At 66.7% G+C, this 13,317-nt stretch carries 12 protein-coding genes; 9 read left to right on the top strand and 3 right to left on the bottom strand.

Going from position 1 to position 13,317, the window contains the following annotated elements; all coding sequences use genetic code 11:
* The first annotated feature begins 5 nt into the window (after positions 1 to 5).
* Both ACF8LI_RS12790 and ACF8LI_RS12795 read left to right on the top strand, forming a co-directional pair.
* Entirely contained in the window at positions 6 to 650 is a 645-nt protein-coding gene (locus tag ACF8LI_RS12790) for a DUF4124 domain-containing protein (protein WP_016453526.1), read from the top strand.
* A gap of 436 nt (positions 651 to 1,086) precedes the next feature.
* Complete coding sequence (locus ACF8LI_RS12795; protein WP_016445887.1) at positions 1,087 to 2,103, top strand: D-2-hydroxyacid dehydrogenase family protein; 1,017 nt, start codon at positions 1,087 to 1,089, stop codon at positions 2,101 to 2,103.
* 53 nt (positions 2,104 to 2,156) lie between these two features.
* Here ACF8LI_RS12795 and ACF8LI_RS12800 read toward each other — a convergent pair whose 3' ends face one another.
* The 3 genes from ACF8LI_RS12800 to ACF8LI_RS12810 are packed head-to-tail and all read right to left on the bottom strand — an operon-like array spanning position 2,157 to position 5,042.
* Positions 2,157 to 2,972, bottom strand: coding sequence for a hypothetical protein (locus ACF8LI_RS12800; protein WP_312839816.1), 816 nt, complete (start codon positions 2,970 to 2,972; stop codon positions 2,157 to 2,159).
* A 3-nt stretch (positions 2,973 to 2,975) separates the two neighbouring features.
* The gene (locus ACF8LI_RS12805) at positions 2,976 to 3,407 is read right to left on the bottom strand and encodes a DNA polymerase III subunit chi (RefSeq protein WP_016445885.1); all 432 of its coding nucleotides are present in this window, start codon (positions 3,405 to 3,407) and stop codon (positions 2,976 to 2,978) included.
* A gap of 45 nt (positions 3,408 to 3,452) precedes the next feature.
* Positions 3,453 to 5,042: a leucyl aminopeptidase gene (locus tag ACF8LI_RS12810; RefSeq protein WP_046986618.1), complete on the bottom strand. Its 1,590-nt coding sequence runs from the start codon at positions 5,040 to 5,042 to the stop codon at positions 3,453 to 3,455.
* 23 nt (positions 5,043 to 5,065) lie between these two features.
* Here ACF8LI_RS12810 and lptF point away from each other — a divergent pair, with 23 nt between their 5' ends.
* The 7 genes from lptF to ACF8LI_RS12845 all read left to right on the top strand — a co-directional run bounded on the left by lptF (position 5,066) and on the right by ACF8LI_RS12845 (position 13,300).
* Entirely contained in the window at positions 5,066 to 6,193 is a 1,128-nt protein-coding gene (gene lptF / locus ACF8LI_RS12815) for an LPS export ABC transporter permease LptF (protein WP_016445883.1), read from the top strand.
* Positions 6,193 to 7,302: an LPS export ABC transporter permease LptG gene (gene lptG / locus ACF8LI_RS12820; protein WP_277848505.1), complete on the top strand. Its 1,110-nt coding sequence runs from the start codon at positions 6,193 to 6,195 to the stop codon at positions 7,300 to 7,302. The genes lptF and lptG overlap by 1 nt, the downstream gene beginning before the upstream one ends.
* 10 nt (positions 7,303 to 7,312) lie before the next feature.
* Entirely contained in the window at positions 7,313 to 7,726 is a 414-nt protein-coding gene (locus ACF8LI_RS12825) for a sirohydrochlorin chelatase (protein ID WP_046237932.1), read from the top strand.
* Positions 7,727 to 7,790: 64 nt separating this feature from the next.
* Positions 7,791 to 8,732, top strand: a complete 942-nt coding sequence (locus ACF8LI_RS12830; protein ID WP_016445880.1) for a CysB family HTH-type transcriptional regulator — start codon at positions 7,791 to 7,793, stop codon at positions 8,730 to 8,732.
* 58 nt (positions 8,733 to 8,790) lie between these two features.
* Complete coding sequence (locus ACF8LI_RS12835; RefSeq protein WP_016445879.1) at positions 8,791 to 9,957, top strand: pyridoxal phosphate-dependent aminotransferase; 1,167 nt, start codon at positions 8,791 to 8,793, stop codon at positions 9,955 to 9,957.
* A gap of 83 nt (positions 9,958 to 10,040) precedes the next feature.
* Positions 10,041 to 11,003 carry a helix-turn-helix transcriptional regulator gene (locus ACF8LI_RS12840; RefSeq protein ID WP_312839818.1) on the top strand — a complete coding sequence of 321 codons (963 nt, stop codon included), beginning with the start codon at positions 10,041 to 10,043 and terminating at the stop codon, positions 11,001 to 11,003.
* 77 nt (positions 11,004 to 11,080) lie between these two features.
* Positions 11,081 to 13,300: a TonB-dependent siderophore receptor gene (locus ACF8LI_RS12845; protein WP_312839819.1), complete on the top strand. Its 2,220-nt coding sequence runs from the start codon at positions 11,081 to 11,083 to the stop codon at positions 13,298 to 13,300.
* Positions 13,301 to 13,317: the final 17 nt, after the last annotated feature.

Raw genomic sequence — 13,317 nt, forward strand, 5'->3', positions numbered from 1 at the left:
TGCATATGCGCCTATTGACTCTGACAATCGTTGCGACATTTCTGGCTTTACCTGCCGCCGCCCAGGTCTATCAATGCAAGGATGTTTCTGGAAAACTGATTTTTTCAGACAGCCCCTGCAGCAGCGACCAATCCGGCGCACTGATACAGCGCAAAAAATCGGACGATGAAATCTACCGCGAACGGGCCGAGGCCGCGGAGGCCAATGAGCGAAAGCAGCAGCGCCAGATGAACGAAATGCAGCAGCGCCAGATCGAGAGCCAGCAGCGCGTCATCGAACAGCAGGCCCGCAAGGCTAATGCTCCTGCACCGGAGCAGCTCGGCGCATCCTCCCAGTGCAAGGAGGCGCGCAAGGAGCTGGAATTCGTATCCAGCATTCGCACCCTTTCCCTGGATGAAAAACGGATACGCACCAATGCAGCAATCACCAGCGTCAATGCTGCATGCGGCTCCAATACGCCGCTGATGCAGGAACCACCGAAGCCGGTTTTCACACCGCGGGCGGCCCAGCCTGTTCCTCTATCCAGTTGCAATGGTGCACTTTGCTACGACAGCAATGGCGGAATCTACAACCGCAACGGCCAATTCATCAGTGACAGTCAAGGGCGGAGCTGCCGAATACTGGGTGGAACCATGATTGAGTGCGACTGAGCGCGGTCCATCACACTCTCGGCCTTCACCGGCTTCGCCGGCAGGTGGCAACCCCCAAGTCCCGTCCGACCAGGGGTCCGCAAGGCGTTGCAGGGTGTAATTCGCTGATACAGCTGCGCGGGCGACAGAGCGTGCCAGTGACCGGTTTCACCTGCCAGGGCTTGCCGGCATCTGCGCGGCTTGTGTAACCACGGCTGCGCGATCTGGCGCGGGCCGAAGCCTTCAGCCTCAAGCCCGGGGCTGGTTGAACGACAATGTGACCGTCGGGCCTCGGGGCCCTGGCTGCGCAAGCGTCACACAATAGTCAGGCAGGCCGGTTCAGGTAGGCGTTGATGATGCCCAGGGCAAAGCGCAAAAGCGGATCAGAACATTTGCCGACAACCTCTTGCGCGGCAACCCGGAGATAAATCAAAGGCTTATGAGAGATTCACAGGCAATGAACATCATCATTCTTGACGACTACCAGGACGCCGTACGCAAGCTGGACTGTGCGCGGCTGCTGGAGCCGTTCAACGCCAAGGTCTTCACCAATACCGTCAAGGGTGTGGGCCAGCTGTCGGTGCGGTTGCGCGATGCGGACATCATCGTGCTGATCCGCGAACGCACGCAGATCAGCCGGCAGTTGCTGGAAAAACTCCCGCGCCTGAAGCTGATCGCGCAGACCGGCAAGGCCGGCGCCCATATCGATGTGCAGGCCTGCACCGACCAGGGCGTTGCGATTGCCGAGGGCGTGGGCTCGCCCATCGCACCGGCCGAGCTGACCTGGTCGCTGATCATGGCGGCCACGCGGCGGCTGCCGCAGTACATCGCCAACCTCAAGCACGGCGCATGGCAGCAATCGGGGTTCAAGGCGGCGTCCATGCCCGCCAATTTCGGGCTGGGCAGCGTGCTGCACGGGCGCACGCTGGGCATCTGGGGGTATGGCCGCATTGGCAGGCTGGTGGCCCACTATGGCCATGCCTTCGGCATGAAGGTTCTGGTCTGGGGCAGCGAGTCCTCGCGCCAGAAGGCCCAGGCCGACGGCTTTTCGGCCGCCGCTTCGCGCGAGGATTTCTTTGCCGAATCCGATGTGCTGTCCATGCATCTTCGCCTGCATGAAGCCACACGCGGCATCGTCACCGCGCAGGATCTGGCGCGCATGAGACCCACAGCCCTGTTCGTGAACACCTCGCGCGCCGAACTGGTGGAGGCCGATGCGCTGCTGGGCGCGCTCAACCGTGGCCGCCCTGGCCTGGCGGCCGTGGATGTCTTCGAGAGCGAGCCCATTCTCCAGGGCCACGCACTGCTGCGGCTGGAGAACTGCATCTGCACGCCGCACATCGGCTATGTGGAGCAAGACAGCTATGAGCTGTATTTCCGCGCCGCCTTCGACAATGTGGTGAACTTCGCTGCAGGCCAGCCCAGCAACATCCTCAATCCCGAGGTGTTCTCAGGCCCGGCACGCGCAGGCTGAAGGCCGGGTCAGGCGGGCACCTCTCACCCTTCACCCGCCTACCCGATCACGGATCAACGCCCCCCGCCCTGTACAGCATCGCCGCGTGCGGCACTCGCCCGGTGGGCCAGTTCGTCGGCCACGGCCTCGTAGACGGCTTGGCGCACCACCGACTCCACCTCTTCGCGCAGGCGCACGACGATGGATCGCGTCTGCTGCTGCACCACCGTGGCGATGGCATCGCGCAGGCGCTGGTCCAGCACCAGGTCCACGCGCTGCATGAGGCGATGGACCAGATACTCCTCGGTGACCTGCTGCGCGTGGCTGTCCCAGATGGACTCCATGGTGGGCAATGCACAGGCGGGTGATGCCCCAGGTGCTCCAGGTGCCGCAGATGCCGGATCCGGCTCGACCCCTTGCGTGGCAGCGTCGGCCTGCACCACCGGCGCGGCAGGAATGTCGTCCTCGATCGGTGCGGCCGGGGCCACCTCTGGCACATCGGCCGGTTCGGCAACTCCGGCCACTTCGAGCAGACGGCTCTCCTGGGCCAGCTGCATTTCCACGGACGGCGCACTGGGCGGCAGATAGTCGGAATGCACGGGCTGCACTGCAGGCCGCGGGCCCTGTCCAGGCGGCGCAGGCTCGGCGACCATGGACCGCTGGGGTTGCAGATCCAGGGGCAGCGGCGGCAGGGACGCGGGCATGGAAACCAGGCCGCGGCGTGGCGCAAGCATGCCTTCGCTCGCCCAGGAATCGGTCTCGCCACTGTGCGGCAGTTCGGAAGCAGCGACAGCGGGCGGTTCTGCCACCGGCGACTGCGCCGCATCGACCGGCACGACATCGGTGAGCGTGGGAACAAAGCGTGGCGGGGTTTTGGAGGGAGCGCTCATGGCTTACTCCTTGAGGACCAGGTCATGGCGCTTGATGGAAATCCCCTGCGCCACGTAATGCTTCCAGCGCTGCCGGGCCAGATGCCGGTCTTCCTCATCGGTGGCAGACACCACTTCAACGACACGCGCAAAGCGCTCGAATCCTTCTGGCACATCGCCGCCCAGATTGACCAGCATGTCGTGGTGCGGCGCGCTGTCCAGCCGCTCCAGCAGCACGATGGGCGAGAAGGCCACAATGCCGGCCCCATCGCCTTCGACGGCGTGGGCAAGGAAATCGGTGGGCGAGACACTCCAGAGCCTGGGCGACAAGGCCTTGAGCGACGCGGAAGATCCCAGCACCACCAATTGCGTGCGATGCCGCAGCGCCTTGCGCGCAAGACGGCACACATAGGCCAGCTTGTCAGGCGCGTTGAAATGGAACGCCACTTCAGTCAAGCGACGCTCCTTTCGCGCAGGCCCGTGCGGATGGGGACGATGCCATCAGGCCTGCTCCGGCTGGACTGCTGCGGCTGCCTTGCGGCGGCTGGCAGAGCCGGCCTTGGGCGCCGCAACCGACTTGGGCGCGCCGGCCCTGGATGGCGCCTTGCCGGCATCGACGCTGGCCAGCAGGTAGTGCAGCAGCAGGCCCACGGGGCGGCCCGTGCCGCCCTTGGCGGCGCCGCTCTTCCAGGCCGTGCCGGCGATGTCCAGATGAGCCCAGGGAATGTCTCCCACGAAGCGCTGCAGGAACTTGGCCGCCGTGACCGCACCACCTGCGCGGCCTGCCACATTGCCCATGTCGGCGAAATTGCTCTTGAGGCCTTCGCCATACTCCTCGTCCAGCGGCATGCGCCAGCACGGGTCGAGCGCGGCATCGCCCGCCTGCTCCAGCGCACGGGCCAGCTCGTCGCTGGGCGAGAACATGCCGCTGCGCAGCCCGCCCAGGGCGATGACGCAGGCACCGGTCAGCGTGGCGATGTCCACCATGGCGCGGGGCTTGAAGCGGGCGGCGTAGGTCAGCGCATCGCAGAGCACGAGGCGGCCTTCGGCATCGGTGTTGAGGATTTCTATGGTCTGGCCACTCATGCTGGTGACCACGTCGCCCGGCTTGACGGCTGCGCCTCCGGGCATGTTCTCGGAGGCCGGAATGAGCCCGACCACGTTGATGGCCGGCTGCAGCTGGGCCAGCGCCTGGAACACGCCCAGCACGCTGGCGGCACCGCCCATGTCGAACTTCATCTCGTCCATTTCGGCGGCAGGCTTGAGCGAGATGCCGCCGGTATCGAAGGTAATGCCCTTGCCCACCAGCACCACGGGCGCGGCGCCCTTGGCGCCGCCGTTGTAGTGCAGCTCGATGAAGCGCAGCGGCTGCTCCGACCCCTGGGCCACGGCCATGAAGGCGCCCATGCCGAGCTTGGCGACTTCGGCGGGGCCGTGGATCTTGCAGCTGATGCCGGGCAGCTTGGCCAGGGCACGGGCTGCGTCGGCCAGCAGCATGGGAGTGGCGTGGTTGGCCGGGCGATTGGCCCATTCGCGCGCCAGGGCCATGCCTTCGGCCTGGGCCACGGCGATCTTGAAAGCGGCGGCGATGCCGCCCTTGTCCCCGCCCTTGTCGCCGGACTTGCCGGACGCGGCACTGGCGCCCGTCGCCGCGATCACCAGCTTCTTGAGCGCCACAGGCTTGGCCTGGGGCTTGGTGTGGGTATAGCTGTAGCAGGCATCGGCCGCTGCCACCACCGCTGCTGCAACAGCGCCACCCGTGGCCTCGAAGCCGAAGCACAGCACGGCCTTGCCAACGCCGCTTGCCTTGAGGGCCGAGCCTGCGCCTGCCACGGCCTGGCGCACGTCGCGGGCCGAGCCGCTGCCCGCGCCCAGCAGCACGACGCGGCGGGCGGCCACGGCCGGCAGGCCGTACAGTGCCAACTGCTTGCCGGCTGCCGTTTCGAAATCTCCGGCCTTGACCGCGTGAGCGACCAGGGTGGACAGCGCGTCGCTGCCCGTGGCCGTGGCTTCGGTCACCAGCACCAACAACAGGTCACACTTTTCACGTACTGCAGCGGCAGTCGTCAACGGCTTCAGTTCAAAGTTCATAATCGGCGTTTTCCTTTCAGCCAATGTTATTCGATTCATCCATACGCAAAGAGCTGGCCCGCAGCTTCGGTGCCACGGTCGTGGTGCTGATCACGGTCGTCATGACCATGATGCTGATCCGCACGCTGGGTCAGGCTTACAAGGGCAATGTCAGCCCTTCCGACGTTCTGCTGGTCATGGGGTATACGGTGCTTGGCCAGTTGCCCACCATCCTGGGCCTGGGACTTTTCGTGGCCGTGGTCGGTTCACTGTCGCGCATGTACCGCGACAGCGAGATGGTGATCTGGTTCGCCGCAGGCCAGGGGCTGGCCAGCCTGCTGCGCCCGCTGCTGCGCTTTGCCTGGCCGGTGCTGGCCGTGATCGCCGTGCTGGGCCTGGGCATCCTGCCCTGGGCCAATCAGCAGATCGAGCAGATCAAGACCCAGTTCGAGCAGCGCAGCGACATCGACCGCATCGCTCCCGGTGAGTTCCAGGAGTCTGCCGGCGGCTCGCGCGTGTTCTTCATCGACAAGGACGTGCCCAGCGCCACCGCTGCCAACAATGTGTTCATCGTGGCCAATGAGCGCGGGCGCGAGTCCGTGACCTCGGCGCGCGGGGCGCGGCTGGAAGTGGTCAAGGGCGAACGCATGGCCGTGCTGACCGACGGCCAGCGCATGGAGACGCAGACCAGCGACGGCTCGGTGAAGATCAGCGAGTTCAAGGAATACGGCACGCAGCTCGGCAGCGGCAACAATCTGGCCGCCGCCGAGGAAATGGCCGCGCGCAGCACGTACACGCATGAGCTGCTGCCGCGCACCGAACCCATCTACCGCGCCGAACTGGGCTGGCGCATAGGCCTGCCTCTGGCGGCGCTGAACTTCGTGATCCTGGGCCTGGCCGTGGCCAGCGTGAACCCGCGTGCCGGTGGCAGCGGCAGCCTCATGCTCGCGCTGTTCGCCTTCATCGTGTACTACAACCTCATGACGCTGGGCGAGAACTGGGTGGCCTCGGGCAAGCTGAGCATGCCCGCCATGACGGCCCTGCTGCACGGCGGCACGTTGCTGCTGGCGCTGCTGGTGCTGCTGGTGCGGCACAGGCGCTGGTCGCCGCGCGATCTGTGGCGCAGGCCCTGCAAGCCGACTGCCCTGGACGACGCGAAGGCGGTGCCATGATGAGAGTTCTGAGAAACCTGCTGTACCGCGACATCATCGCGGCCGTCGGCTATGTGACGCTGGCCTTCCTGGCGCTGTTCTTCTTCTTCGATCTGGTCGATGAGCTGCGATGGGTCGGGCGCGGCGGCGACAACGGCTACAAGATCACGCACGCGCTGCTTTTCGTGGTGCTGCGCATTCCCAGCCACCTGTACGAGCTGATGCCCATCACCGTACTGATCGGCACCATCTACGTGATGGCGCGCTTTGCCCAGAGTTCGGAATTCACCATCATGCGCACCAGCGGCATGGGCCCCTGGCTGGCGCTGCGCACGCTGATGGTGCTGGGCCTGGGCTTTGTGCTGGTCACCTTCGGCACGGGCGACTACCTGGCACCTGCGGCCGAGAACGCGGGCCAGAACATACGCGCCATCCACCTGGCCCAGCTGTCACGCGGGGCCACGGGTGCCTGGCTCAAGGAGCGCCAGGGCGATCATTCCATTGCCATCAACGTGCGTGCCATTCGCGGGCCGGGCGATTTCTCGAATGTGCGCATCTTCGACTTTGACGGCCAGGGCCGCATCTCTGCCCAGATCCATGCGGAATCGGCGCAGGTGAGCGAAGACGGAGAATCCTGGATGCTCCAGGGCGTGCAGGCCAGCCGCCTGACGGCCAAGCCCGACGGCGGCATGGTGCTGCAGCGCGAGAAAGAAGACAGCATGAACTGGAGGACGGGCATCAGCGCCGAGATGGTCTCGGCCGCTTTGCTCAAGCCCGATCGCATGTCCACCATCTCGCTGTTCCAGTATGTGCGCCACCTGGAAGCCAACGGCCAGGCTGCGCAGAAGTACGAGATCGAGTTCTGGCGCAAGGTCTTCTACCCGATGAGCTGCCTGGTGATGGTGGTGCTGGCCCTGCCTTTCGCCTACCTGCATTTCCGCTCGGGCGGCATCGCGGCCTATGTGTTCGGCGGCGTCATGGCCGGCATCAGCTTCTTCCTGCTGAACAACGTGTTCGGCTACATCGGCACGCTGCAGACCTGGTCGCCCTGGCTGACCGCTGCGGCGCCGGGCCTGCTCTACAGCCTTCTTTCATTGACGGCCTTCACCTGGCTGGTGCTGCGCCGCTAGGACCGTTGCCATGCAAAACGAGACAACATCTGCCGGCAGGACCGGACTGATCCTGCTGGCACACGGCTCGCGCGACGCCTTGTGGCGCCAACCCATCGAGGCCGTGCTGAAGGCCGTTCAGCAGACGCATCCCCAATCCCTGGCCGCCTGCGCCTACCTGGAGGCCTGCGCGCCCGATCTGCCCACTGCCGCGCGCGGGCTGGTCGAGGCCGGTGCCACGCACATCACCGTGCTGCCCCTGTTCCTTGGCACGGGCAAGCATGCGCGCGAGGACATCCCGAAGCTGGTGCAGGAGATAGGCGATACCCATCCGCAGGTGGCCGTGGACCTGCAGCCGGCCGTGGGCGAGCATCCGCGTGTCACAGCCCTGCTGGCAGAACTGGCACTGGTGGCCACGGAGCCCCGTGGCGCACCGGGAAGCTGAAATAACGAATCGCTTCTTTATATAAATGCAGCATAATGGCGCGCAGCACCCTGCTGTCACCGCCATGAACCTGCACCAATTCCGATTCGTCCAAGAAGCGGCGCGCCGCAACCTCAACCTCACCGAGGCGGCCAAGGCCCTGCACACCTCGCAGCCCGGCGTCTCCAAGGCCATCATCGAGCTGGAGGAAGAGCTGGGTATCGACATCTTTGCGCGCCACGGCAAGCGCCTCAAGCGCATCACCGAACCCGGCCTGGAGGTGCTCAAGAGCATCGAGCTCATCATGCGCGAGATCGGAAATCTCAAGCGCATCGGCGAGCAGTACAGCGCCCAGGACAGCGGCACGCTGTCGATTGCCACCACCCACACACAGGCCCGTTACGTGCTTCCGCCTGCCGTGGCACGGCTGCGCGACCTGTATCCCAAGGTCACGATCAGCCTGCACCAGGCCACTCCGGCAGAGGTGGCGCGCATGGTCATCGACGAGGTGGCCGACATCGGCATGGCCACCGAATCCCTGGCCGACTACCCCGATCTCGTCACCCTGCCCTGCTACGAATGGCAGCACGTGCTGGTCATGCCCACAGGCCACCCGCTGGCGCAGAAAGAGCGCATCACGCTGGACGACATCGCCCACGAATCGCTGATCACCTACCACCCTTCGTTCACGGGCCGCGGCAAGATCGACCAGGCCTTTGCCACGCGCCGCCTGCGTCCGCGCATCGTGCTGGAGGCCATTGACTCCGACGTGATCAAGACCTATGTGCGCCTGGGCCTGGGCATCGGCATCGTGGCCGAAATGGCCATGCGCGACGACCCGGTCAATGACCTGGTCGTGCGCCCCATGGGCCACCTGTTCGGCCAGAGCGTGGCACGCGTGGCCATCAAGCGCGGCGCCTACCTGCGCAATTTCGTCTACCGATTCGCCGAACTGCTCAGCGACCGCCTGACGCGCGATCTCATCATGCGCGCCATGAACGGCCACGTGCACGACTACGAACTCTGATCCTCCGCCCCACCGGACCTGCAGTGCGGGTCCGCTCCCGCTGTCCGCTGTTTCCGCCATGACTTCTGCCACGCCCCGCACGCCCGCCTTCCCCAGCCGCCTGCCCCATGTGGGCACGACCATCTTCACCACCATGTCGGCCCTGGCCGCCGAGCACCAGGCGGTGAACCTGGGCCAGGGCTTTCCCGATTTCGGCTGCGACCCCAGGCTGGTCGATGCCGTCACGGCCGCCATGCAGGCCGGCCACAACCAGTACCCGCCCATGCCCGGCCTGCCCCAGCTGCGCCAGGCCATGGCCGACAAGATGCAGGCGCTGTACGGCCGCAGCTACGATGCGGGCACCGAGATCACGGTCACGGCCGGCGCCACGCAGGCCATCCTCACCGCCATCCTGGCCACCGTGCATGCTGGCGACGAGGTCATCGTGCTCGACCCCTGCTACGACAGCTACGTGCCCAACATCGAGCTGGCCGGCGGCGTGCCCGTGCGCGTACCGTTGACGCCGGGCAGCTTCAAGCCCGACTTCGCCAAAATTGCCGCCGCCATCACGCCGCGCACCCGGCTTTTGATCATCAACAGCCCGCACAACCCCAGCGCCACCATCTGGAGCGATGCCGAGATGCTGCAGCTGCAGGAGCTGCTGGCGCCCACCGACGTGCTGCTGATCAGCGACGAGGTCTACGAGCACATGGTCTACGACGGCCGCCAGCACCAGAGCGCCGCGCGCTTTGCCGGCCTGGCGGCGCGCGCCTTCATCGTCTCCAGCTTCGGCAAGACCTACCATGTCACGGGCTGGAAGGTGGGCACCGTCGCCGCGCCGGCCGCACTCACGGCCGAGTTCCGCAAGGTCCACCAGTTCAACGTCTTCACCGTCAACACGCCCATGCAGGCGGGCCTGGCCAGCTACATGGCCGACCCCGCGCCCTATCTTCAGCTGCCCGCCTTCTACCAGGCCAAGCGCGATCTTTTCCGCCAGGGCCTGGAAGGCTCGCGCCTGCGCCTTCTGCCCACGGCGGGGACCTATTTCGTCTGCGCCGACATCTCGGCCGTGTCGGACCTGGACGAAGCCGCGTTCTGCCAGTGGCTGGTCCGGGAGCATGGCGTGGCGGCCATCCCGCTGTCGGCCTTCTATGGCGACGGCTTCGACCAGCGCGTGGTGCGCTTTTGCTTTGCCAAGCAGGACAGCACGCTGCGCGCGGCACTGGATCGGCTGCGCAAACTCTGAGGTTTGTGGGCGAGCGGGCCTGCAGCCCCGGATAATGAGAAGCATTCTCGAATCCGACTGCGGGCCTTCTATTCCGCTCACCCATGCCCACCTCCTCCCAGCGCTACACCACGGCGCAGTTCGACGCCATGCGCCAGCGCCACGGTTTCAGCGTGCGCTTTCTCTCTGCCGTCTCCGAAAGCGATTGCATCTTCGAGGGGCAGGTGCAGGAGCACCAGCTGCCCTCGGGCCTGCAACTGGTCAGCTCCGACATCCGCATCGACCACGGCTATGAATCCACATCCGAGCACCCGCGGCGCTTCACCGCCGTGGTCCTGCTGGACGGCCAGGCCGAGCTGCAGTTGCCGGGCGCCCGCCGTGCACTGAGCGTGACGCGCCATGCGGCGGCGGCATTCTCGTGCGGCGACACCGAGATTCTCAAGGCCACCCATGCGGCAGGCCAGACGGTGCGCGGCTTCAACCTGTCCATCGAGGCGCCCGAGGCCTGCGCCGATGCCGAACTGGCCGAGCTGCTGCACCAGGCCATGCGGCAACCCGGCCCGCCACTGCATGCCTGGTCGCTGCCCGAGCACCTGGCCGTCTCGCTGCGCCAGCTGCTCGATGGCGTCTGGAGCGGCAGCCTGGCCCGGCTGCACCGCGAAGGCATTGCGCTGCAGGTGCTGGCCTGCGCGCTGCAGGCACATGCGCAGCCGCGGCCTGCGCCCTTGCCGCGCATCCATCCCCGGGACAGGCGCGGCCTGGAGCGCGTGCGCGAGTGCATGGATGCAGCGCCGGGCCAGGCGCACAGCCTGGACGACCTGGCGCGCCTGGCCTGCATGAGCCCGACCACGCTGCGCGAGAAATTCCAGGCCGCCTACGGCCAGACCGTGTTCGGCTGGCTGCGCGAGCGCCGCATGCAGCTGGCGCGCGAGCGGCTGGCACAGGGCTGGAGCGTGCAGGAAGCGGCCGACTGCGTGGGCTTTCAGCACGCCAGCAATTTCGCCACGGCCTTTCGCCAGCGCTTCGGCCACGCACCCAGCCAAGGCAGCCTGCGTCGCAAGCCATAGGACTGGCGTCGCCGGGAACAGGCGGCGGCGGCGCACATTTCCCACAATCCGGGCTCACGCCCAGGACCATGGAAATGATGAGCATTCGCATCCAAAACCCCGCCCCGCGACACCCCCAAGGCGCGCGGACCCCACTGTCCCTGCTGATCTGTGCCCTTTGTGCCGCCCCTGCGCCAGCAGTCTGGGCCGCCGACGAGGACAGGCCCCCTGCCAGGAATGGCGACACCGAACTGGGCACCGTCACCGTGCGCGCCGCCGCCGATGCCGGCACCACCGAAGGCACGGCCCGCTATACCAGCGGCTCCACAGGCACGGCCACGGGCCTACAACTGTCGGCGCGCGAGACACCGCAGTCGGTCAGCGTGATCACGCGCCAGCTCATGGACGATGCCGGCCAGCTCACGGTCTCGCAGACGCTGGAGGCCTCCGCGCCCGGCCTGTCGGTCAGCCGCAGCGACAGCAACCGCTACCAGTTTTCCTCGCGCGGCTTCGGCATCAGCAACTTCCAGTTCGACGGGCTGGCCTCGCCCATCAACAGCCTGTGGAACTTCGGCGCCACCGACATGGACACCGCCTTCTACGACCGCGTGGAAATCGTGCGCGGCGCCACGGGCCTGCTCAATGGCTCGGGCGATCCGTCGGCCACGGTGAACTTCGTGCGCAAGCAGCCGCGCGAGACGGCGGGGGGCCATGCATCGCTGACGCTGGGCCGCTGGAACCTGCGCCGCGCCGAGGCCGATCTGTCCCTGCCGCTGGACCGCGAAGGCCGCGTGCATGGCCGCGTCGTGGCCGTGCAATCGGACAGCGACAGCTACGTCAGCCACTTCGGCCAGCGCAGGCAGGGCCTGTACGCCGTGGTCAGCGCGGCCCTGACGCCCGCCACCCGGCTCGTGACCAGCCTCGAATACCAGAAGAACACCAGCCCCGGCATGGGCGCCGGCTTTCCGTTGTTCTATGCGGACGGCAGCCGCACGGACTTCGACCGCTCGGTGTCCAACAACACGCGCTGGTCGCATTTCGGCACCGAGAACACCACGGCCACGTTTGACCTGACCCACCGCCTGGACAACCGCTGGCTGCTGCGCGCCGCCTACAGCCGCAACGACGGCAACTACGACATGCGCTACGTCTACCGGGGCGGCGCGCCGGACGCCAGCACCGGCCTGGGCATGGCCAACTCCTTCATCAAGTACCGGGGCGACCGCTCGCGCGACAGCCTGCACCTCACGGCCAGCGGCCCGGTCGCGCTGTTCGGGCGCCAGCACGAGATTGCCGTGGGCTGGAACCATGTGCGCGACGACATCGACATCCGCCGCTACGCACCGCTGGGCACGCCGCCCGCCACGGACAACTTCCTCGACTGGCGCAACGGCAGCCTGGCCGAGCCGGGCTGGTCCGACGTCTCCAACGGCGGCGACGACAGCCGCATGCGCCAAAGCGGCGGCTATGCCGTGGGGCGTTTCTCGCTGGCCGATGGCTGGACGGCCGTGGCCGGCGCCCGCCTGAGCCGCTGGTCCACGCGCCAGAACTACTTCGGCAGCCTGCGCGACTACCGCTACAGCAACGAAATCACGCCCTACGCCGGCCTGCTGTGGGACATCGATGCCCGGCACACGGCCTACCTGAGCTACACGGAAATCTTCACACCCCAGAACTACCGCGACAAGCAAGGCAGCATCCTGGACCCCGTCACCGGCCAGGCCTTCGAGCTGGGCCTCAAGGGCTCCTGGCTGCAGGACCGGCTGCAGGGTTCTGCCGCGCTGTTCCAGACCCGCCAGGACAACCTGGCGCAGGACACGGGCGAATTCATCGACGGCACCACGGACCAGAAGGCCTACCGGGGAGTCAAGGGCGCCCAGGTGCGCGGCATCGACCTGGAACTCAGCGGCGAGCCGGCCCGGGGCTGGCGCCTGGGCGCCAGCTACACGCACTACACGGCACGCAGCGCCAGCGGCGCCGTCTTCAACACCACGCACCCGCGCAGCCTGGTCAAGCTCACGGCCATGCGCAGCTTCGAGGGTGCGCTGCAGGGCCTGAGCCTGGGCGGCAACCTGCGCTGGCAAAGCCGCATCTGGCAGAACGTGACCAACCCGCTGCGCCAGAGCGTGCAGGTCGGCCAGGGCAGCTACCTGGTGGTCAACCTCTCGGCCCACTACCGCATCGACCCCACCTGGTCGGCCAGCGTGCAGCTCAACAACGTGCTGGACCGCCAGTACTACAGCCAGATCGGCTTCTACAACCAGGGCTGGTGGGGCGAGCCGCGCAACATGACGGTGAGCCTGAGGGCGGATTTCTGAGCTGCATCGGCATTGGC

Source organism: Delftia sp. WSY_12 (assembly GCF_043104645.1).
GTDB lineage: Bacteria > Pseudomonadota > Gammaproteobacteria > Burkholderiales > Burkholderiaceae_C > Comamonas > Comamonas tsuruhatensis.